The sequence below is a fragment of the Sphingobacterium sp. UME9 genome (assembly GCF_014170215.1).
GTDB lineage: Bacteria > Bacteroidota > Bacteroidia > Sphingobacteriales > Sphingobacteriaceae > Sphingobacterium > Sphingobacterium paramultivorum.
The window spans coordinates 208,433-232,098 of the sequence record NZ_LZZP01000001.1 but is presented as its reverse complement, the minus strand read 5'-3'; the positions used below and the strand labels follow the sequence as shown (position 1 = coordinate 232,098).

The following is a 23,666-nucleotide window of genomic DNA, read 5'->3' as shown; positions in this document are numbered from 1 at the left end:
ACAATTTTTACCAATTTGGATTCTGTTTTAGATTCGGATTGAGGTTAATTTCCCGTTGTGGAATGGGCCAGAGATAATGCTTTTTAGAATCAAAAACACGGCTTTCGGAGGCTGCTTCAACGACAACTGCCTCTCCGTTATTATTTTGATACGTGATGCCATACACTTTACCAGGAACAACCTTTTCGGCCGTTTTCCATCGTCTTATATCCGCGAGATGCAATCCCTCAAATGCCAGTTCAACCGTACGCTCGCGACGAACCAACTGGCGGAGTTGCTCTTGATTTACTTGATTACTTATTATAGGAAGTTTTACATCAGTGCGTGAATTTCTAATTTGGTTGATGGCATCGTAAACACTGCCATCAATTTCGCCAAGCTCAATCTTTGCTTCCGCATAGGTCAATAATATCTCGGCATAACGCAGTAGCATGATATTCAACCCACTTTTTGAGGGGTTTGCCAAATCCTTTTTATCGATATATTTCTTTATATTGAAACCTGTTGTGGAAGCAATATAGGTACTCCCCACAGCATCAGCAGTCCCACTATTGGGTGCCGGATGAAAAATAGCTCCATTGGGAAGCGGATCGCCATCCAAAAAAATGGAAAAAGCAAGTCGCGGGTCGCGATTTTTAGAGGGATTTTTGGGATCGTAACCACTATTGGCATCTGTAATTACCAACCCACTGGAAGTCTCGTAACTATCTGTCAAGGCTTTGGTAGGCACATAGGTACTCTGCCCATTTTGCTGGCTATAGGGGGCTAAGAGGTTAAAAACACTTTGCGTGTATATATTTTCCAGAAATTGCTTATCCAACAGCACCTCTTTGTTATTTTCAGCCGCATACGTAAACAGATTTGCATACAGGGGGTAAAGCTCGAATCGTTTGCTATCGATAATTGTTTTTGCGTCTTTTGCTGCTGCTGCAAATCGTCCTGCATATAAATCTGACCGTGCTTTCAGGCCCAATGCGGCCCAACGGGTTATGCGCCCGATATCGTTACTGGAGTAGCTTTCAGGCAAACTTGCCGCGGCCAGTTCCAATTCGGTGTCAATAAAATCGTAAATTTCTTTAAGGTCAGCGCGTTGTACCGCCCTTCCCTCTTCCAAGGTCAGCGGGGCTTTTACCAAAGGTACCCCGCCAAATAAATAGGCCAATTTGATATATTGATAGGCTCTTAACACACGAGCTTCGCCGATAAATCTGGCGATTAGTGCTTCATCCCGGCTGCCCTCGATTTTACCAACATTCGCTAAAAAGTAATTGGCCGCCCCGATTCCTTTATAGGCGCTACTCCAGGTATTGTACAATCGGGAGCTTGAAGCGTCATAAGTACCAAGCTCGATATACGCATCCACAGCGAAAGGCTGATTGACATGCGCTATGTCCGTCAATGCATCTGAATAGAAGATTTCCGCTCCATCAAGATCATTGTAGAGCGCATTTACAGCAAGCTCCGCATCGGCTTGGCTCTTCCAAAATATATTTTCTGACAGACGGTCAGTTGGTACGGCATCCAACAGATTCTTATCGCAGCCAATCAGCATAAGCGAAAACAGTCCGAAACTGAAAATCCAGTTTCCTTTTTGATATAGATATTTGTAAAAATTCATGAGTTCTCAATTAAATAGTATAGTAACAATCACACTACAGGGTCAAATTCACTCCCAGTGTATAAATTCCAGTTTGCGGATAATATACTGCCCGTCCAGATTCCGCTTCGGGATCCAAATTCCATTCGTTCAATTTTGAAATTGTCCATAAATTTGTCGCGGATAGGTATACCCGTAGTTTGTTGATTGCTGTCTTTCCGATTGCATTTAGGGGTATTGTATACCCAACCTGTATATTTTTCAAACGCAGATAAGAACCATTGACCACTAAACGGTCCGACGTTGCGACATTGCGCAAATCATATTTGACCACGCGCGGAAAGCGTGCATCGGTATGTGTCGGTGTCCAATAATTGCCTGTAAATATTTCATGTGTAAACCCTTCCTGATTTCCCATCTCCGCCAAAGCACCTGACAATCGCGTATCGACTTTCGCTGCTCCTTGAAAAAGGAGATCAAGATCAAAATTTTTAAAACTGAAACTCCCATTAATTCCGAAGGTATATTTGGGAAAGGAATTTCCGATGGCGGCCATGTCATTTGCATTGATTATACCGTCGCCATTCAAATCCACATATTTCACATCTCCGGGCTTCGTATTGGTGGCATACGTAGCACCATAAGCTTTAATTTCCTCCGCAGACTGGAAGATACCATCGGTCTTATATCCCCAAAGGGTATTGATAGGGAGCCCTTTCGCAATAATATACCTTGGGTCGATATCCGACCCTGCGATATAGGGTCCTGTACCTTTTAGATCTGTTACTTCATTATGGTTGATACTAAAATTTGCATTCAGCTGGTACGCAAAAGCCCCAGGAGCATTGGGTCTTCGCTGATAATTTGCACTGAATTCCCAGCCGCGATTCAGTACCGTTCCAGCATTTTGGGGCGAAGGTTTTAATCCCAAAACGGCGGGAATATCCAGATTCAATAAAATATCGTCGGTAACCTTGTTATAATAATCCAAGGTAAACGTCAAGCGATTGTTTAGGAAAGCGGCATCCAAACCCAAGTCATACTGTGTCGTAGACTCCCAACCCAATTGCTGATTGGCATAACTGTCCAGCCGATACCCCTGCACAGATTTACCCCCAAAATCATATCCTGCAGCGATCAAGGCCGAATAATAACTATACAAGTCGACAGATTGGTTTCCCGTCTTTCCCCAGGAAGCACGCAACTTGAATTCGTTCAACCAATTTCGGATAGGTTCCCAAAAACCTTCCTTGGATAGTAGCCATCCCGCTGATGCCGAAGGGAAAAAACCATATTGTTTGTCTCCCGTAAAACGGGATGAACCATCATAGCGGCCATTCACTTCAAGCAGGTATTTGCCCTTCCAATCGTAGTTTACCCGACCAAAAAAAGAGCGCAAGCCATACTGCACATCATAGCCGCTATTATTTTTTGTAGCGTCGTCAGCGCCCTGTCCAATAGAGGTAATGTCGTTGTTGTAGAATCGTTCGCGATAGGCTGTAAGATAATTTTGGTAATTATGAATCTGTGAATACCCAGCTAATGCCTTGATATGATTTGACCCAGCTGTCAACTGATAGGTCAACAGGTTGTTCCATGTATACTCGCTGCTATTATCACGAATTTCGGTTAACGAATTGATCGGAAAGCTCTTTACTATCCCCGTATTTCGGTCTTTATTGTCAAAAGCGTTCAAAAAGGTTTTGCTGTTATTGAGGTTTACCCTAACACCAAATTGGGAAGTAAACAACAAATTTTTCACTAATTGAATGTCGGTTTTAACGATGGAGCTTAGGTAGTTTTCATTTACCTTTTTAAAACCACTTTTTTCAATCAACATTAAAGGATTATTTCCTTGTGTACTTAATCCGTAGGTACCATCATCATATTTAGGCACCACCCACATCGAGCCATGGAGAAAGTTATTGATCGGATCACGTCCGGGCTCGGCGGCTTTGCTATATCGGTAGTTTATACTTCCCGTAAAATTAAGCCAAGAGGTTGCTTTGTAATCGTTGTTTAGCCGGATATCCGCCAATTCAGCACCATAATGCTCAATAATACCATCCTGCTTGTTATAACGAACCGCCAATCTAGAGCGCAGGATCTCATTTCCACCAGCGAATGACAAGGCATGGTCTTGTTGAGGAGCTGTTTTCAACAGCGTGTCAAACCAGGTATTCGGTAAAGGATATTTTTCACGATCAGTTGCTGTTTGGTAAGCCGTAATGGATTCGTCGCCAAATCGCGCTGGCACCGCCAGTCCCGCATTACGGTAGGCGTCCTGTTGCAGTTGGAGGTAGGATACGGCATCCATTTGCTTGGGCTTATTAATTGATTTCTGTAAAGCGTAATAGCCATTATAATCAATCACAACATGTCCAGATTTTGCACTTTTGGTGGTTACAATAATTACACCGTTGGTCGCGCGTGATCCATATATCGCCGTGGAAGCCGCATCCTTCAGGACTGAAATTGAGGCGATATCATTGGGGTTTAACTTGGACCAGGGTTGTTCGATTCCATCCACGATGACCAAAGCATTATTCTTGCTGAGATCATAGCCACTGGTGCTGCTCGAATTGGTATTAAATGTAGTCAATCCTCTGATTCGAATATTGGCAGCTGATTGTCCTGGTTTTCCACCAAGGTCTTGTACAGTTACCCCCGGCAATAGGCCCTGTAAAGCTTGCTGGGTATTAGAAACCGGTCTTTTCGTCAGTTTATCGCCATCAATACTGGCGATTGAATTAGTCAACGAGATTTTTTTCTGTGTTCCATAGCCAACAACGATCACTTCATCAAGGTCCTGTGTAACCGGATCCAATTCAATTTTCGTGGGAGATTCGGAAACTAACACGGTCTTTTTTTTGTAACCAATGCGCGAGAGTGTAATGGAAAAGGGTAATTTCTGTCCCGTTACAATTTGAAAAAAACCTTTTTGATCTGTTGTAACAACGTGAGTTACGGCTTCGAGTTGAATGGTTACGCCTTCAAGAGGTTGTTTAAGCTGGCTATCATATACATATCCTGATAAGGATGCATTGATAATCGGTCTAACATCTGTTTGCGCATATACCTGATGCCCAACGCCAGATAATAGTAAACATAGCGACAAGGTAGAATACCGGAGTACCCTAAGATTTTTCATAGATAAAGTGTTAATGGTGAATACGAACAAGTGCCAACGCCAATCGAGAACTTGTTTTTATTTTGAAGACATGGGGGGAAGCGAGCGCTTCCCCTGCTGTCAGTTTGAGAAAAGATAAGGGAAATTATCCTATATGCACATTCGCATCTTTCTTACATAAGGGGATTTAGCCTTCAAAGACTTTACAGTAATACTTACGAAAAATGTGCTTTTACTAATATTGATATGTTCCATAATAATGTGTTAATTCGCCACGCTGAAAAGTAATACATGTTTTCAACCGCGACCTGTTATCTTCTCACAAATATAGAAGTAATTTCAATATAATCTACTAATTCTATAGATTTTATTAAAAGAAATAAATAGGATATGCAGCGAGGCTATAAATGCGAGCTAGTAGGCTTAAAAGATTGTTGATTAGGGATAAGTAAGAAGCTTCTATTTTAGTGTTTTTAGATAGGTTTTAATCAACAGTATTCCTTCCTCATGAAGTACAGTAGTTCCCTTTTGAGGCATATGCATCTCTCCCAATGTAGACATCCGTCCAATAATCTTAGCTTGTTTCAACCAAATTCCAGTTTCATCCAACGGACTTTCATACCTCAGATCCAACATGGTCATATAAGCGGTTCCTTTAGGGTTATGACAATGGGCGCAATTGATCTCCAGATAAGCTCGGGCACGATTTGCAGTCGATTGACCAATATCTTCATAACCAGGTAAACTATTGGAAACTTTCAACGATTTCAGATCGAGCGCTTCCATCTGGGTCAACCGGACCAGTTGTTGGATGCTGTCACGATCGTGAACGATTATCCGGTTTAGATTTCTGATCTTCGGACCTATCGGGAGCAGCTGATTTCCTTGTCGATGGCATGCCATACAATCCTTTCGTGAAGGAATAATATAATTTGTTTGTCGCTCGACACCTTTGTTGTCCAAAAATGAGACATGCACGGAAGCACTGTCCATCAACAGAAAAGCTTCATCTTGGGCCGCATTCCATTGATAGGTAGCTGCGTTCCACTGTCCGTCTTTATGAATCAAAAGCCGCGTTTCAAGCAGCCGCTGTCTCGAATCGCCTACCGCATCTCTCGGGGGATAAAAAAAAGTTTTGGCAATGATGGTACCATCGGGGAAGCTGGGCAAACCATCGTCTGAGGCGATCATTTTTCCTCCCTTAGGAAGAAAGATGACACGCTTTTTATCGGTATAGTCTGTAAATAAGGCCGAAGCTAATTCATAAGAAACCCCCTGGTCATTTGGAACGAGATCGCCAATTTTGCCCTTGAATAAATTGTAATCAGATAATTTATCCCGAAACACAATATTATCTTTAGCGACAGTTCCCCGCCCCGTATTATTCAGTATAATAAAAAGTATGGGGATCAATAAAACACCCATCAAAATTAGCACTTTTTTCATTTCCCTAATGCTCTTCTACCCTTCCGTCATTATCTTAAATTCGGACGAAGATAAGATAAAAAAGAGATTACAGCGGTGGATGCCTTGTGTTGATTTTCAGATTTTACACTTAAGACAGAAAACAATAAAAAACCAGTTATTTTATCAAAAAATAAAACAGTTTCATGGATATATACGCAAATAAAATGGCTATATTTAACTGTCTTTTAACCAAAACTTCGGCTACATGGAAGATATGATTCTCTATAATCGACTTCAGTTCGCATTTACAATTACATTCCATTATTTATTCCCTCAATTGACCATGGGTTTATCCTTAATGATCGTCTATTTCAAATGGAAATTTCTGCAAACAAAAAATGAAGACTACAACCATGCTTCCAAGTTTTGGATGAAAATCTTTGCGCTAAATTTCACCATGGGCGTTGTAACAGGCATTCCCATGGAATTTCAGTTTGGTACCAACTGGGCCAAATTTTCTGAACTTACCGGTGGTATTATCGGACAGACCTTAGCCATGGAAGGTATGTTTTCCTTTTTCCTGGAATCTTCATTTCTAGGGATGTTTCTTTTTGGAGAAAAGTTGCTGGGGCATAAGCTCCATTTTTTATCCGGACTCATGGTCTTTATTGGATCTTGGGCCAGTGGTTTCCTGATTATCGCCACGCATTCCTGGATGCAGCATCCTGTTGGGTATGAGATTCTCGAAAATGGCAAATTTGTACTGAACAATTTTAGTGCATTATTCAGTAATCCATGGTTATGGCCATCTTATCTACATAATCAAGCCGCTTCATTGGTGACCAGCTCGTTTTTCGTTGCTTCTATTGGAGCCTTCTATCTGTTAAGTGACAGGCATAGTAAATTTGGAAAGATATTCGTTAAAAGCGGTGTTATTTTTGGCGCTATTTCCTCCGTTATGCTGGCGTTTCCTACAGGAGATCTTGCAGCCAAAAACGTAGTCAAATATCAGCCCGCAGCCTTTGCTGGCATGGAGGGAATTTTCAAAACTGAGAAAGGCGGATCAGAGATTATTCTGATCGGTCAACCGGACATGGAAAACAAAAAATTGGACAATAAGATAGCCGTACCGAATGTATTGAGCTTCCTTACTTACCAGCGTTGGGATGCAGAAATTAAAGGATTAAATGAATTTGACCAATCTTTACATCCAACGAACGTGCCCGGACTGTATTACAGTTATCACATCATGGTAGGTTTGGGTACCATATTCATTGGCATTATGGTCCTTGGAGCGCTACTGCTTTGGCGAAACAGGTTGTATCAAACGAAATGGTTGTTATGGATCATTATGTTTATGATTCCTTTCCCCTACATCGCGAACACTGCAGGCTGGTATACGGCGGAACTGGGACGACAACCTTGGCTAGTTTATAATCTCATGCGCATGGTAGACGGTGTATCCCCTACCGTATCTTCTGGAAATACATTATTTACCTTCCTCGGCTTCGTCGGTTTATACATTCTTTTGGGTTTGTTATTTCTGATGTTAGTCTTGAAGATCATTAGAAAAGGTCCTGAAACGACAGTTGCATTAACCTAATTAGCTATGGAAATATTCTGGTTTATCGTATTAACTTTCATGCTGGGAATTTATATCGTACTCGATGGGTACGATTTTGGAGCGGGAATTGTCCATCTATTCTTTGCTAAAACCGAACAGGAGAAAAAAGCTGTTACTAACGCGATTGGGCCGTTTTGGGATGCCAATGAAGTATGGCTCATCGCTTCGGGCGGTGTCCTATTCTTTGCTTTCCCAACACTTTATGCCTCCTCTTTCAGTGGATTTTACTTGCCGCTCATGCTTGTATTATGGTTGCTTATTTTTAGAGCGATAAGTCTTGAACTCAGGGGGCAGGTTCACCATCGTCTTTGGGAGGCTTTATGGGATAAAGCTTTCGGCCTAGCAAGCTTGTTGCTGGCACTTTTCTTCGGTGCCGCATTGGGTAATGTCGTTCGCGGAGTAAACCTAGGTATGGTAGAAAATGGTGTATCGACCCAAGAGCCACATTATTTCTTCTTAGCACTTTGGAACCCGACATTTGACCCATTAGCCCAACATCAAGGCATTATAGACTGGTTCACCATCATATTAGGTTTAGTTGCCGTCGTTACATTAACAATCCACGGTGCAGGCTGGGTCATTCTGAAAACATCCAGCACACTAAATACTAGATTAAAGAATATTGTTTTTAAACTCAACTTTGTCTTGCTTATTCTCGTCCTACTATCGGCCTATGTATGGCATTATGTGAAACCCATCTCCTTAAACAATCTTCAAAATCATTATTGGCTGTGGATATTCCCTTTGATTGCAGCCGTTGGATTACTTGGGCAATTTTGGATCAAGACCTTTAAGAAAGATGGTATTGGCTTCCTATTTTCATCCCTGTTTATACTGGGGAGCTTTGCCACCACCGTTGCTTCCATGTTCCCTATATTATTACCTTCAACGAATGACGTAAATCCTTCCTTGACGATTCAAAATGCTGCTGCACATGAATATGGTCTTTCAGTAGGGTTAGGCTGGTTTATGTTTGCAGCAATTCTGGTGGTTGCATATTTTATTATCCAGTTTAGGGTCTTCAAAGGTAAGCTTGATGACGTCGGTTACGGTGAACACTAAGAGCGGTCTCTATTCGAGTCCCAACAACTTATGTTTCATCGCAAGCTGTACAAGTTCAATCATATTTTTAACTTTAAATTTAGTCAGGAGATTGCGCCGATGCGTTTCAACAGTAACTGGACTTAAAAATAACTGCTCGGCAATCTGGTTGGTGGTAAGTCCATTGGAGATCAAAGTCAAAATCTCTTTTTCACGCTGTGTAAGCCTGGGTAGATTGCCGATCGTAGAAATTGCACCGCGATAAAGTTCTTTTGCCCGGTCACAAATTGCTTCTTTGCCGTCCAATCCGAGCTGTACGCAGCCCAAGAATTCATCGTTGCTAACATCCTTTAAGATATAGCCATTTCCACCAGCCTGCATAAACTGAAAAATAAGGTTACCATCGGCCAAATTGCTCAATGCAACAATAGGAATCATAGGAAACAGTTTCCTCACCTGAGTACAGACATCTACTCCATTTGTCTGCAACAGTTGCATATCCATAAGTATGAGATCCGCTTTCGTGACCTTTAAAAATTCAATTAACGTAATCTCTTCCAAAAAGGGATATACAAGATACCCATCCTGATTATTGAGAAAAGAGGCGACACCTTCCAACAATAAAGGATGATCGTCTAACACTGCAATTATCTTCATGACTCAGCCTATTTAAACAGTTACACCAATTTCGATTTGAGTTCCAGTTCCAAGCTTACTCTGAATATCAATTGATCCATTGATCCATTTCACTCTATTGACCATATTATTTAAACCCAATCCATAATTTAACACAGCAGAATCAAAGCCTTTGCCATTATCCTCTACGAGGATATGCAGTACTTCGTCCGATTTACTTACCTGAACGATAATTGCATCTGCGTTTGCATACTTTAATGCATTTGAAATAGCCTCTTGAACAATTCGATATATGGCCAATCCTTTTTGAAAATCCACATTCAATTCAGGTTCATAGTTTTCAAATTGGATCGAAACATCACTATTTTTCATTGCCATACACAATTGCTCCAATGCTGCTATCAATCCAAACTGACGCAACGATTCGGGCATTAGATTATGGGATATCCGCCTTACTTCGCCTAAGATGTCGTTCAACTTCTGCGGGACTTCATCAGTCAAAAGTGTACCCTTTGCTACATCGCCGGCAATCTTAAATTTTAAACCTGTTAACATACCACCTATGCTATCATGCAGATCTTGGGCTATACGCTGACGCTCCTGCTGCTCCCCTCTGAGCATAGATTCCGAAATTTGCAGCTGTTTTTCCTTTTCCAATTTGTCCAACACGATTTCGTGGTTGAGCTGAATCTGTGTATTGAGCTTCCGTTGTTTTCGATAGAAAAAAGCAACAAAAAGCACAATACAAAAAAGCAAAACGGCAATACCCAAAACGAGAAAAATCCGAAATTGGTTACGGTCCTTTTCTGCGCGTAGATTCAAAATTTCTTTTTCTTTTTCAACGGTCTTATATTTCGTCTCCATCTCATTCATTTTTTCCAGCAATTGGACCTTCTGAATGCTATCGGATAGTTTATTTGCCATATTGGACATCTTCAGCGCATCCTGATAATTCCCCATAAGCTCATTCACACCAGCCAGTTGACTGTACACAATTTTACTGTTGTAGAGATCTCGCGTTAATAATCCATTTTTCACGATTTCCTCCAACTGCAGTTTAGCATCAGCATACTTTTTCTGCAAGAGATATACATTAAACTTTCTGAACCGCATCATCTGAAATAATTTCCAATTGTTCATTTTCACCGACCAATCCAAACCGATATCCAACAGGCGAAGGGCTTCGTCAGTTTGTTGCTTTGTGGTAAAATAAAGCGCTTCATTGTAATAGTAGTTGGGTAATTGAGAAGAATTCGGGTAATCGTTCAGGAGCTGTTTGACTTTATCCAACAGTACTCTTGCTTCTTTGGATTTCACCTGATAACAATAATTACTGACTGTATTGAGATAAGCCACCACAAGTGCAGCACTCGGCGGTTGCTGCTCGAGCTGTTTTATGGCCAATTGATGGTATTCATCAGCCTTTGCAAGCTGATTGGACGACATAAACGTCATGCCGATCATCGTATTTATACTACCTTCCATGATGGGATCATGTGCCTTCGCATAAGGCAAACACTTCCCGTTAAGGATATCCAGAAAATCAGCAAATCCTTTTTTAGGAAATCGAATTAAGCCCAAATTATACCAAGCTTTGGCCAAAAGCCCCTGCTGAAAAGGCTTTTGTGCATTTCCAAGGAGGTCTACACATCGTTGGGCTTCAACTCCTGCATTTTTACTATCCAGAAATTGCCCGTAATAAAAGCTTTTGTAAAGTGCCCCCATCGCCTGTAAGCTCCGGAACGGTTTGGCTAACCGCTCCCCCTGTTGCATATGATCCCAAAATTTGGTCGTATCTCTAAATCTATAGTAATCTGCCACATAAAAATGCTGCATTGCTTTCACACTGTCCCCCGAACTCGACAGCAATAATTTTTCCGCGTCAGATCGATATTTATTTTCATCCAATGGCAAAAAACTCTGTGCAGCTACAGCATGTACAGTAAAGTATACTATAAAAAAGGCAATTATCTTCGTTAACTCTCTCAACTGAAACATCATTAATCCAATATCTTAATCATTTAAACAATTAAACTAAATGGGGCCTTTTCAGCCAATGGTTTCATAATATGTAATAAGAACGTCTTATGGTGGTTAAAGACTTCTCTCTACCTCTAAATTTGCCGTCGATGAGGCTTCTTCAAATTCGACAATAGAAAATATAGATCGGAAAACCGCATAATCAAATGGCGGGTCCAAAAAACAAAGATATATCTCCGCGATGAATTGCTAAAGATATTCTTCTACTTTTTTGAAATTAATTTTCCATATAGGGTTTGGCTAATCTATTTAAATATAGGCTAAAACATCTCTCGTTGATAAAAAAGCCTCTCGAATTACCGAGAGGCCTTTTTATTAACGAGATTCACTACTCTTTTTCGTCGCTATATCGATCAGCAAGTCCAGCTTACACTGGTAAGCCGAAGACAGCACATTTGGATTGTCGGACTCAAAAAGCGCAGATTTCATGATGGGCACACTAAAGGGCAATGTCCAGGCGCGGAGCGACTTCGCGATAGCATCCATTGCATTAATGCCCTGTAGTGCATGCACACCATCGGCCCAACAAACCAGTCCGATATGTTTATCCGTCAGGTAAGCCGGTTTATTTTTAGCACTGACTTCAAGCCAATCCAAACAGTTTTTCATGACACCGGGAATACTTCCATGATAAAGCGGAGACAACCAAAAATGTATATCTGCCTCAAGAAATAAGTTATTCATAATCTTGACCGCATTGGGCACCCGATTGAGACTCAAATCAAATAAGGGTATTCCGCTATCAGCCAAATTAAAAATAGTATTTTCAACGCCCTTTTGGTTCAGTTGGTCGGAAAAATAGTGTGACAATTTTCCCGATGTAGATTCTTGCCTTCTTTCCAAGGCGCCATTAAATATTAATGCTTTCATTATACTTTCCCTTTTTTTTAAAAATAACTTTTGGCATACCAACCTCACCATACATTAACGTCTGGACAATAGGAATCAAACGTTCTGTCGCTAACATATAAAGTGACGCCGGAATATTAGGACGGGCCCGTATGACAACTTTTTGCTGCTGAAAATTCGACAAATCCATCGCTTGCAAAGCCTGCATCCATAGGTCTATTTCCAAATCCTCCATCGCCTTAAAATCGTAATACGCTGCAACAGGATGAAGTTTTTCCGCCAGGGCCATATAGACCCAAGGCGGGATAATTGCGTCCACAGAACAGCTAATGGCAACCGCCTTATTTCGAAAAGCAGACCAGTCCACCGCCGCCAAAGCTTCTCTGAATTCTTTTTCTTTAACGATTGCTTCCTGATACAACAATGTTTTGATGTCAAAACTTAGGATAGCAAGATTGGTCTTAAAATCAATTAGATCTAAAGCCAATATACCCGTGTTTTCAACTTTATTGATAAACATATCAAACCAAGCCTGCAATCACAGTATCGTATTTTTGTTCAACAACAGACCAATCCAAAAGCGACCAAAATGCATCCAAATAATCGGCTCTTTTATTTTGATATTTCAAATAATACGCATGCTCCCAAACATCGACCCCCAAAATAGGGAAACCTCTGCCGATCGATTGTGTATCCATCAGCGGATTATCCTGATTGGGAGTAGCTACGATAGCTAAGGCGCCAGAATGTTTTACATACAGCCAAGACCAGCCCGAACCAAACTGCCCTAGTCCAGCATTTTTGATCTGGGCTTTGAGCTCTTCCAAAGAACCAAAGGCAGCGTTTATCTCATCGGCTAACTTCCCTGTGGGTACCGTTTTTGGATTGGGCGATAAAATTTCCCAAAATAGCGTATGGTTAAAGTGACCACCGCCGTTATTGCGGACTGCTGAGCTATATTTACTTACGCTTGTTAATATATCCAATAGATTGTCAGCTTCGCTTGCTGTTCCTTCCAATGCCTTATTTAGATTGTCAACATAAGCTTGATGATGCTTTTGATGATGAATCGTCATGGTCTCGCGATCAAAATATGGTTCAAGCGCCGCATAGGCATATCCTAACTGGGGTAATTGAAATTTGTGCATAGTTTTAGTGTTTTTATGATAAGTCAAAACTAGAGAATCAAATTTAATAAAACAACTAAACAGTTGTTTTATTAAAGTCATAAAAATAAATTAAAAAGAATAAACCTGTGTTTTAAACACATTTTAGAACAAAAAATAAAAACACTATCTTTGCTGATGTTATATAAAACAACTTTTTTATTGTCAAATGCAGAAAAATCCAGCTGATCGAATATTAATGTTATTAAAAATGCGCCGAGAAGCCACTGCAGCTTTGATTGCAACAGAGTTGGCTATAACAAAAGAAGGGGCCCGTAAACATTTATTGAACCTGGCGAATCAAAACCTGATTGTCTCCAATGCCCGGAGTGAAGGTATTGGCCGCCCCTCGACTTATTACAGTCTGTCACCGCAGGGCATGGCAAGATTTCCAGATAGTCACGCCGACATTACAGTACAACTGTTGCAGTCGATTAAACAAGTGCTTGGCGAGAATGCTTTGGATCTACTTATCAGTGATCGGGAGTCTAAAGTATATCAAAAATATACTGACGCGCTATCGGATATTGAATCCATCGAAAAAAAACTTGAAGTTATTGCCGCAAAAAGAACGGCGGAAGGTTATATGGCAGAATGGAAAAAAGAGGCTGACGATTATCTGCTCATTGAAAATCATTGTCCCATATGTGCAGCTGCAACCGAATGTCAGGGATTCTGCCGTTCAGAACTGAATAATTTTCAGCAACTCATCGGTCCAGCATATCGTATCTGCAGAACAGAATACATCATCGAAAATGCCCCCCGCTGTACCTATCGTATTTCAAAGGCGAAATAAAACCAATTTCTAAGGCATTCCTGCACAAATTATTAATATACCAAAAAGTATTTTTTATATTTGCATTAAAAGAACAGGAATTACATGTCAAAAGCAGAACAGACACGACAATATATCATTGAAAAGACTGCGCCCATCTTTAATAAAAAAGGCTACTTTGCAACTTCACTCTCGGACATTACGACAGCGACAGGTTTAACAAAAGGAAGTATCTACGGTAATTTCAAGGACAAGGATGACCTGGCTACCCATGTCTATACCTATCAGAGTAGAAAAATTTCAGAAGCTGTTAATCAGCAGATTACACAGCAAAAAACATCGCTAAAGAAGCTTTTGTCTTTTCTAGATTTCTACAAGGACAATTTCAAAAATATCGCAGCTTCAGGAGGCTGTCCCATGATGAATGCAGCCGTGGAGGCCGATGATTCGCTATCTTTTTTAACCCCCAAAGTCAGACGTTCCTTTGACCTTTGGAGACAGCGGCTAATTCTAATTCTTGAAGAAGGAGTTGCCAGCGGTGAATTTAAACAGCATATTTCTGCTGAAAATTATGCCATCACCTTTATGGCGATGGTCGAAGGCGGAATCTTGCTTTCCAAGATTTCCGGACGAGGAAAAGATCTTGCCATTGTATTGGATAAAATGAAGGAAATGGTGGATCGGGAGATTAAGGCTTAATTTTTTTACAGAAACAAATACCAATTGGTATATTTATAAGTTTATATTAAAATAAAAAGAGATGAAAAGAGTTGTAATAACTGGCATGGGAACAATTAACCCGCTGGGAGAAAACATAGACATATTCTGGGATAACATTTTGCGGGGCGAAAACCACACAACGCTTATTAGCCGTTTTGATGCTTCGTTGTTTCGAACACAGATTGCAAGCGAAATTAAACACTTTCAACCTGAAAAATACTTAGATAGAAATGAGATTAAACGGAGTGATCTCTTTACGCAATATGCTCTATACAGTGCAGCGCAGGCAATGGAAGATTCGGGACTAGATCTCGATGCCATAGATCCATTTGATATCGGTGTCATCTGGGGTGTTGGTCAGGGCGGCATGGAAACTTTCGAAAAAGAAGTAGAAGGCTACGTGACAGGAGATTACAAACCACGATTCAGCCCTTTCTTTGTTCCTAGACTTATCGTCAATATGGCTTCAGGCATGATTTCAATGAAGTATGGCTTAAAAGGAATCAATTACACTACCGTATCGGCTTGCGCCACATCCAATACGGCCTTTATGGATGCTTTTAATTACATTAGGCTCGGCAAAGCCAAAGTCTTTATAAGCGGCGGTTCCGAAGCCCCCATTACCCCGGCTTCAGTTGGCGGTTTTTCTGCCATGAAAGCCATGTCGAGCCGACATGATAGCCCACAGACAGCAAGCAGACCCTTTGATCGGGATCGTGATGGTTTTGTTATGGGTGAGGGAGCCGGAGCACTCATCTTGGAAGAATACGAACATGCCAAGCAAAGAGGTGCAAAAATTTACGCAGAGCTTGTCGGAGCTTCGATGACCGCAGACGCTTACCATATGACCTCACCCCATCCCGAAGGGATAGCGGCAGCAAAAGCCATGTCTCTGGCTTTGGAGGAGGCTAAAATTAATACCAGCGAGCTCGACTATTTAAATCTTCACGCGACTTCAACGCCAGTTGGAGATATTGCCGAACTTAAAGCCGTACAACGAGCTTTTGGAAATCTAAATAATCTATGGGTCAGTTCTACCAAATCAATGACAGGACATTTACTTGGGGCAGCCGGCGCTATCGAAGCAATCATTGCCATAAAATCCATTAACAATAATGTAATTCCAGCAACAATTAATATTGAAAATATCGATCCCGATATTCCCGAGGGAATTCACATTGTCATCAATCAGCCATTAGAAAAAACTGTTCAAACCGCAATGAGCAATGCCTTTGGCTTTGGAGGGCACAATTCGAGTATCGTTTTCAAAAAGATTTAATTTTTTTTGAAATAACTCTTGACAAAGTGTAATAAACACACTATCTTTGTTGTATCATAATTTAGGTTTATAATTGGTTATTTAAGGTTTTCATTCTCCCCGTTTGAAAACCTTTTTTTTGCTTCATTATTCCAATTGACAGGAACCAACATACCAATCCCCTTGTTCAATTATCAGTATCCAAATCAGTTCCGCCGCTTACGTAAACATCTTTTCTATAGATCATTCCCATCCTACACCCAATGGATCGCTCCAACGAGATATTATTCAATTCGTTATTTTTAGGTGTAGTATACGTTGTGTGAAAGAAGTATTTGATCTTATGTTCGAGGCAGTGCAAATTAAATAGATTATTTCCCAAAAGTTAAACAAAACAAATCGTTCAACTTAGTTAAAACCGGCCATTTTATACCGTTTTCAGAGAAACATAAAACGTGTTTAAAGCACGGATATAGCACTTACCCTTACTACGCCTTTAGTATTATATCCGTGCTTAATGTCTGTCTCATCTGTACTGGAGTCGTAAAGCAGCTCAAAAGAACAGCTTTAAGAAGATACAATCGGAAAGCCGCTCTTAATTTTGAATTGAGAGCGACCTTTTTGTTACATCGACCAAGTAGCCAACATATTCACGAAATCTGGGATAGAGTCCGGAAAGGAATTCCGCAGTTCACAGCGGGAATCCTATGCTAAATAACAGAGTAAAGTGTTTGTTTATACTGCTGCACGTACTCTTTCGGGTTGCAGCCTACAATTTGTTTAAAAACCCGATTAAAATTAGTGATGCTATTAAACCCACAGTTGTAGGCAATAAAAGAAACGCTATCCAAGTGATCCTCATTTAACTGGTTACAAACCTCCTTGACTCTTATTCTATTGAGGTAGGTGACAAAGGTAACGCCGCAATGCTTTTTAAAATATCGACAAAATGCCTGTGGCGTAAGATTCGCATGGTCAGCAACATCTTCCAAGGTAAGTTCATCCCGATAATGTTCCCGGATATAGTTACAGATAATATTAATGCGATTTGAAGCATGAATTCCATCAAAAATCACCTCTACTCTCTCATTACAGAGTGCCTCTGTTTCGCGGGATATATTTGCCAAAGATCGCAATAGATAGAAAAAATGCATCAATTTGTCCATTTGGTCCGCAGATTTTAATAAACAAACCCGTTCTGCTATTTGGGAAAAATATGAATCGGGCACCTTAAACCCCCTTGCGTTATTATAAATAAACTGATTCAGCGATTCAAATTCCTCCAGAGAAAATAGGGATTTAAGCTTTCCATTTGGGTCGAAAAAAATGGAAACAGAGCGAGATTCATTTGAAAACCCGTCCTGGGAGGCTGACTTAAATACATGTGGTTGATTCGCCCCCAAAAAGAAAATATCATTTTCTTTAAAAGGATGTAAGGTATCTTCCACAATCAAAACTCCCTTACCTTTTTTTATCCACATTAATTGAGCTTCTTGATGTCGATGAAAATGAGGATAAAAAGTTTCTAAAACATCTTCTTGTATTGTCAGACTTTGTCCTCGCATGGTCGGCACATTAAATTGGAGCGTTTTCATAGGTTTGTTTAGTTTATGTTACTGCTTAGTTAACATAAATATAACAACTCCAAAGCAACAACACTACTTCCAAATAAAACATAAAAATACTATACTAAAATATGTTTAGAATTCGACAATATTTAATAATCCTTTAATAATACTCCACACAAAACTGAGAATTCACAATAAAAATCCATTTATAGTGAAAAAATGGGTTAAAATACAATTAGACTTTGATAAATTGTGATAATTATTATTCAATAGAAAGATTGAACTTTATTAAATTTCGTTTTTGATTCTTATTAGTGTAAAAACGAAAAGCATATCATTTGTAACAAGAACAAACACTACACATTAAAGAGAGACCTTTTAAATAATCATTTTGAAGCACATAAATTTTACGATATTCGTATTAGACAATAGGCACCTAAGTAGACAATCCAACTTCAAATAATTCCCAAAACTTATGTTCAAAAAAGAAATATATCTTAATCGCCGAAATAATCTATTATCAAAGATCACAACTGGCAAAATTCTTTTGCTAGGCAGCATTGAAAATCCGATCAATTTTGAGCACAATACCTATCCATTTCGCCAAGACAGCAGCTTTTTATATTATATCGGTATCAAAAGTCCACGTTTAGCGGCTGTACTGGACACTGAAAAAAACGAGACCATACTATTTGGTGATGAAATGACCATTGACGATATTGTGTGGATGGGCCAACAGCAGACTTTAGCTGAAAAGGCTGACCTTTCGGGTATCAGCAAAATCCTACCTTTCAATCAACTCTTTGACTACCTTAACAAAGGAAAACAGGAAGATATTCACTACCTTCCTCCTTATCAGTCACATAATAAGTTATTACTTGAGCAGCTAACCGGCCGTTCCGCAAATCAGCTCCAGCCCTCTGTGGTTTTGATTAAAGCTGTCGTTGCCCAGAGAAGTATCAAAACGGCAGAAGAAATTATCGAATTAGAGAAAGCCGTAGATATTGCTGTTGATATGCACCGCATTGCTATGCGAATGACAAAACCTGATCGTTACGAATATCAGATCAGCAATGCCATGCAACATTTTGCGCAAGATCAGGGAACGTCCTTCTCCTATCCTCCGATAGTCACAAAACGGGGTGAAATTCTGCACAATCATATGCAATTTCACCAGCTTTATGAAGGTGATCTCCTGCTCAATGATTCGGGCGTAGAAACGGCCATGGGCTATGCTTCGGACCTGACCAGAACCTTTCCCGTAGGAAAACGTTTTACGGCTTTACAAGAGGAAATTTACCAGATTGTCTTACATGCGTTTAAATCTGCAGAGAAGCTGCTGACATCCGGAATACGTTTTAAAGAAATACATTTAAAAGCCTGTGAGGCGCTTGTAGACGGACTTATACAAACCGGCTTCATGAAAGGCAACGCACAAGATGCGGTCATGAATCACGCGCATGCGCTTTTCTTTCAATGTGGACTAGGCCATATGCTCGGTCTTGATGTGCATGATATGGAGGATCTTGGTGAACAATATGTAGGCTATACCGAAGCTGAGCCAAAAGATACCAAGACTTTTGGAATCAAATCGCTGCGGCTAGGTAAGAAATTGGAGGCTGGCAATGTGCTAACCGTTGAACCCGGCATCTATATTATCCCGGAATTAACGCAGCTTTGGGAACAGCAAAATTTACACAAGGACTTTATCAATTATGATTTCTTAAAAAAACATCTCGATTTCGGCGGGGTCCGTATTGAAGATAATTATCTTATTGAAACAGATGGATACCGTCGTTTAGGAAAATACCTTGAACGTGAAATCCAGGAGATATATCAGCTAAAAGACAATCCAATTGATTGATTAATTAACGAACAACTAACATAATGATAAACCCAAAAAGTAAACTTAAATTCTTTTGGGGTCAACTCAAACAGATAAACAAATGAACAGCATTAAACAGTCGATCTTTATTATTCTAATACTGATTTTTCAGGTTCCAGCTTCCCTTTTTGCGCAGCGACTCTGGACAGATCATGGTGATCAGTATTATGAATTTTCCGACAAAGGAATAGAAATGGTCAACCCAAAAAATGGGGTGCGCTCCATCTTCCTTTCACAGCAATCGCTTATCCCGAAAGGCGCAACAGCAGCCTTGAAAGTCGAAAATTTTTCCATTTCCAAAAACAAGGAGCTTATATTGATCTATACCAATAGTAAAAGAGTTTGGCGCGAGAATACAAGAGGCGATTATTGGGTTTACAACAAGAAGACCAATCAGTTGCAGCAACTAGGCCAAAAATTCCCGGCCTCACAACTGATGTTTGCGAAATTTAACCCACAAGCAGATAAAGTCGCCTACGTTAATAAAGCCGACCATAATGTTTACGTGGAAGATCTCGCTAATGGCAGCATCGTTTCCGTTACCAAAGATGGAACAGACCGTTTAATCAATGGTACTTTCGACTGGGTATACGAGGAAGAATTTGGCTGTAAAGATGGTTTCCGCTGGTCGCCGGACGGTGCTTCCATTGCTTATTGGAAGCTTGATGCCCGCAACATCCGTAATTTTCTGATGATCAACAATACGGATAGCCTCTACTCCTATACTATTCCCGTGGAGTATCCTAAAGTTGGACAATCGCCGAGTGCCTGTTCGATATGGACCTATGAAATTGCCACTGGAAAAAATACCATGCTGAATATCCCGGGAGATCCCAACCAGCACTATATTCCCCGCATGGAATGGTGTCTTGATAGCAAGCAGGTTATTCTAGAGCAGCTCAACAGAAAACAAAATGAGAGCAAAATCTATACCGTCGCTCTCTCCGATAATAAAGCGCAAAATATACATCAGGAGCAAAGCGACTCGTGGATTGATATCAAAGCACGATGGAATAACAATGATCCTTCGGGATGGGACTGGGTTCAAGGTGGCAAGGCCTTCATCTGGGTCTCGGAAAAGGACGGCTGGCGCAAAATCTATCAGATTGATTTATCGGGCAACGAGAAGCTGGTTATGAAAGCGGACTATGATATGATCAATCTTGACTTTTTCGATCCGAAAAATGAAATGATTTATTTTACAGCCTCTCCAAGCAATGCAACGCAGAAGTATCTGTATAGTGTATCAACGAAAGGCGGAGTTCCAAAAAGACTGACCCCGGCCTCATACGAAGGCACCTGCGATTATGATATTTCAAAAGACGGTAAAATTGCCATCTTCAGCTTTAGCAACCGCGCAACCTTAAAACACAATGCCGTTATTGAGTTACCGACACACAAAATACTCGTAGACTTTGATTTTAAACGTGAAAAAAAAGTCAGCGATGGTATTGCCGAGTTTTTTAAAGTTAAAACAACGGACGGTATTGAGTTAGACGGCTGGATGGTAAAACCACTTGATTTCGATCCCAATAAAAAGTATCCTGTCGTCTTTATGGTCTACGGCGAACCAGCATCACAAACTGTATTAGACAATTTTGGTGCAGGTTATAACAGTTTATATAAAGGAAATATGGCGCAGGATGGCTACATTTATATTTCTTTGGATAATCGCGGAACCCCTGCTCCTAAAGGCAGCTTGTGGCGAAAAAGCATCTACCGCAATATCGGACAGCTCAATATTCGCGACCAGGCTTCGGCAACACAAGAAATCCTGAAATGGCCTTTTGTCGACAGTTCACGTGTGGCCGTCTGGGGCTGGAGCGGTGGCGGATCAAGCACGCTTAACCTACTGGGACAATATCCTCAAATCTATAAAACGGGTATTGCTATTGCAGCTGTAGCAAATCAGTTACTTTACGACAACGTATACCAAGAACGCTACATGGGCCTCCCCCAAGAAAATCTTGCAGACTTTGAAAACGGCTCTCCCCTGAAATATGCAAAAAACATCAAAGGTAATTTACTCTATATCCATGGAACCGGAGACGACAATGTGCATTATCAAAATGCAGAAGTCCTGATCAATGAACTGATCAAAAATAACGTGCAGTTCCAGTTGATGTCTTACCCCAACCGCAGCCATTCGATCAGCGAGGGACAAGGTACACATGAGCATTTAAAAACATTATTTACAAACTATCTAAAATTACATTGCCCTCCGGGTGGAAGATAGACCGAATAGTTATCATTTACAGATGAAAAGAATACTATTATATGCATTGGGAACCTGTGGTCTACTGACCGCAGGTATACAGCAATCAGCAGCGCAGCTGATGAAAGAAAAAAATGAATTCACAAGAGCGGATTCACTGCGCGGATATCTGTCACCGCTGCGAACCTGCTACGATATCCAATACTATCATTTGGATGTTAAGGTAGATATAGACAATAAGTTTATTTCGGGTTCAAACCTTTTCCGTTTCAAGGCTACAACTGATTTTAATCGCCTGCAATTTGATCTTTTTGCAAATCTCAACGTAGACAAAATCGTATATAAGGGGAAAGAACTTTCCTTTACCAGAGAACACAATGCTGTCTTTGTCGAATTTCCTGCTACTATCAAGAAAGGAATACAGGAAGAGTTTACGGTATATTACGAAGGCCATCCTACAGAAGCGGTCAAAGCTCCCTGGGACGGCGGCTTTGACTGGAAAAAAGATAGCAATGGAAAGCCATGGGTGGCCACGGCCTGCCAGGGTATGGGCGCGAGTGTCTGGTGGCCAAACAAAGACCATCAATCCGATGAAGTGGATAGTATGCTGATTTCCATCGCTGTCCCAAAAGAGGTGATGAATGTATCCAATGGACGTTTGGTCAAGGTAGAAAAGATGAAGGATGGTTACACCAAATACCACTGGAAAGTTGCCAATCCAATCAACAACTACAATGTCGCCATCAACATCGGCGACTACGTTCATTTTAAGGAAAAATACAAAGGTGAAAAAGGACCATTGGATATAGACTATTATATTTTGCGCGAAAACGATACGGCAGAAAAAAAAGCCCATCTTCAAAAAAACGCCAACCAGACCTTAGAAGCCTTTGAACATTGGTTTGGTCCATATCCCTTCTATGAAGATGGCTATAAACTTGTTGAAACCTACCATACCGGCATGGAACACCAGAGTGCCATCGCCTACGGTAACCATTACCAGAATGGCTATCGCGGCGGGGATGCGTCGGGAACCGGCTGGGGACATAAATGGGATTTTATTGTGGTCCACGAATCTGGTCATGAATGGTTTGGCAACAATATTACTTCAGCTGATCTGGCCGATATGTGGATTCACGAAAGCTTCACTAATTATTCCGAAGGCTTATTTATCGACTATTTCTATGGTAAGGAAGCCAGCCAGGCTTACGCCCATGGTATCCGGAGCGGGATCCAAAATGATAGCCCTATCCAAGGCCCCTACCACGTAAATAAAGAAGGATCTGGGGATATGTATCCCAAAGGCGGTGTTATGCTTAACATGATCCGTACGATGATCGACAATGATGAAAAGTGGCGGAATATTCTCCGGGGATTAAACAGCAAGTTTTATCACCAACAAGTCGATTATACTGATATTGTCAACTACGTAAGCCAGCAGTCCGGTCTAGACCTGTTAAAAGTATTTGAACAGTATGTAAAGCATACTGCCATTCCTACACTGGAAATCAAACAAGATCCTTCAGGCAGAATATTGGGCCGCTGGATCAGCGAAGTCAAAGGCTTCCATATGCCCATACATATTGGCGTAAAAGGTCAAAAAAGAGAACTTATCCAGTTGGACCAACGTTTCAGACCGATTAAAGTGGCTGGTTTAACGAAAGAGAATATCGATATTGATACGTTTAACTATTATGTCGGCGTATTGGTCGAATAAAAACAGCTTCAACGTTACCAACATGAAATAAACACAGC

Annotated in this window: 17 protein-coding genes; 8 read left to right on the top strand and 9 right to left on the bottom strand. The window is 40.7% G+C overall.

Translation table 11 applies throughout. From position 1 onward, the window contains the following. Nucleotides 1-7: 7 nt before the first annotated feature. From A9970_RS00960 to A9970_RS00950, 3 genes are all read right to left on the bottom strand, one after another. On the bottom strand, nt 8-1,618 hold the full coding sequence (locus A9970_RS00960) for a RagB/SusD family nutrient uptake outer membrane protein (RefSeq protein ID WP_220801488.1): 1,611 nt from the start codon (nt 1,616-1,618) through the stop codon (nt 8-10). A gap of 34 nt (nt 1,619-1,652) precedes the next feature. After that, on the bottom strand, nt 1,653-4,748 hold the full coding sequence (locus tag A9970_RS00955; RefSeq protein ID WP_182980998.1) for a TonB-dependent receptor: 3,096 nt from the start codon (nt 4,746-4,748) through the stop codon (nt 1,653-1,655). Between the two features lie 438 nt (nt 4,749-5,186). Further along, nucleotides 5,187-6,173, bottom strand: coding sequence for a hypothetical protein (locus A9970_RS00950; RefSeq protein ID WP_182980997.1), 987 nt, complete (start codon nt 6,171-6,173; stop codon nt 5,187-5,189). Nucleotides 6,174-6,399: 226 nt separating this feature from the next. Here A9970_RS00950 and A9970_RS00945 point away from each other — a divergent pair, with 226 nt between their 5' ends. Further along, a complete protein-coding gene (locus tag A9970_RS00945) occupies nt 6,400-7,737 on the top strand; it encodes a cytochrome ubiquinol oxidase subunit I (RefSeq protein ID WP_075991874.1) in 1,338 nt (445 codons plus the stop codon). 6 nt (nt 7,738-7,743) lie between these two features. After that, nucleotides 7,744-8,820 carry a cytochrome d ubiquinol oxidase subunit II gene (gene cydB / locus A9970_RS00940; protein WP_182980996.1) on the top strand — a complete coding sequence of 359 codons (1,077 nt, stop codon included), beginning with the start codon at nt 7,744-7,746 and terminating at the stop codon, nt 8,818-8,820. Nucleotides 8,821-8,829: 9 nt separating this feature from the next. Here the strand turns inward: cydB and A9970_RS00935 are convergent, their stop codons facing one another. The 5 genes from A9970_RS00935 to A9970_RS00915 all read right to left on the bottom strand — a co-directional run bounded on the left by A9970_RS00935 (nt 8,830) and on the right by A9970_RS00915 (nt 13,472). Next, nucleotides 8,830-9,456: a response regulator transcription factor gene (locus tag A9970_RS00935; RefSeq protein ID WP_182980995.1), complete on the bottom strand. Its 627-nt coding sequence runs from the start codon at nt 9,454-9,456 to the stop codon at nt 8,830-8,832. Between the two features lie 12 nt (nt 9,457-9,468). Next, nucleotides 9,469-11,436: a sensor histidine kinase gene (locus tag A9970_RS00930; RefSeq protein WP_182980994.1), complete on the bottom strand. Its 1,968-nt coding sequence runs from the start codon at nt 11,434-11,436 to the stop codon at nt 9,469-9,471. 354 nt (nt 11,437-11,790) lie between these two features. After that, nucleotides 11,791-12,345, bottom strand: a complete 555-nt coding sequence (locus A9970_RS00925) for an NADPH-dependent FMN reductase (RefSeq protein ID WP_182980993.1) — start codon at nt 12,343-12,345, stop codon at nt 11,791-11,793. Beyond that, complete coding sequence (locus A9970_RS00920) at nt 12,326-12,844, bottom strand: DUF2480 family protein (protein ID WP_182980992.1); 519 nt, start codon at nt 12,842-12,844, stop codon at nt 12,326-12,328. The genes A9970_RS00925 and A9970_RS00920 overlap by 20 nt, the downstream gene beginning before the upstream one ends. A 1-nt stretch (nt 12,845) precedes the next feature. After that, the gene (locus tag A9970_RS00915; protein ID WP_182980991.1) at nt 12,846-13,472 is read right to left on the bottom strand and encodes a superoxide dismutase; all 627 of its coding nucleotides are present in this window, start codon (nt 13,470-13,472) and stop codon (nt 12,846-12,848) included. A 229-nt stretch (nt 13,473-13,701) separates the two neighbouring features. Between A9970_RS00915 and A9970_RS00910 the strand changes: the two genes are divergently transcribed. The 3 genes from A9970_RS00910 (at nt 13,702) to fabF (ending at nt 16,264) form a co-directional block, all read left to right on the top strand. Beyond that, nucleotides 13,702-14,286, top strand: coding sequence for a metalloregulator ArsR/SmtB family transcription factor (locus tag A9970_RS00910; protein ID WP_220801487.1), 585 nt, complete (start codon nt 13,702-13,704; stop codon nt 14,284-14,286). Nucleotides 14,287-14,370: 84 nt separating this feature from the next. Beyond that, entirely contained in the window at nt 14,371-14,964 is a 594-nt protein-coding gene (locus A9970_RS00905) for a TetR/AcrR family transcriptional regulator (RefSeq protein WP_088160945.1), read from the top strand. A 61-nt stretch (nt 14,965-15,025) separates the two neighbouring features. After that, nucleotides 15,026-16,264, top strand: coding sequence for a beta-ketoacyl-ACP synthase II (fabF, locus tag A9970_RS00900; RefSeq protein ID WP_182980990.1), 1,239 nt, complete (start codon nt 15,026-15,028; stop codon nt 16,262-16,264). Nucleotides 16,265-16,953: 689 nt separating this feature from the next. On the opposite strand, the gene A9970_RS00895 is transcribed toward fabF, so the two are convergent. Next, a complete protein-coding gene (locus A9970_RS00895; RefSeq protein WP_120334796.1) occupies nt 16,954-17,838 on the bottom strand; it encodes an AraC family transcriptional regulator in 885 nt (294 codons plus the stop codon). A gap of 448 nt (nt 17,839-18,286) precedes the next feature. Here A9970_RS00895 and A9970_RS00890 point away from each other — a divergent pair, with 448 nt between their 5' ends. The 3 genes from A9970_RS00890 (at nt 18,287) to A9970_RS00880 (ending at nt 23,628) form a co-directional block, all read left to right on the top strand. Continuing rightward, on the top strand, nt 18,287-19,675 hold the full coding sequence (locus tag A9970_RS00890) for an aminopeptidase P family protein (protein WP_182980989.1): 1,389 nt from the start codon (nt 18,287-18,289) through the stop codon (nt 19,673-19,675). Between the two features lie 82 nt (nt 19,676-19,757). Beyond that, nucleotides 19,758-21,932 (top strand): DPP IV N-terminal domain-containing protein, encoded by a 2,175-nt coding sequence (locus tag A9970_RS00885; RefSeq protein ID WP_182980988.1) that lies wholly within the window; start codon nt 19,758-19,760, stop codon nt 21,930-21,932. A gap of 22 nt (nt 21,933-21,954) precedes the next feature. Beyond that, nucleotides 21,955-23,628, top strand: coding sequence for a M1 family metallopeptidase (locus A9970_RS00880; protein WP_182980987.1), 1,674 nt, complete (start codon nt 21,955-21,957; stop codon nt 23,626-23,628). Nucleotides 23,629-23,666: the final 38 nt, after the last annotated feature.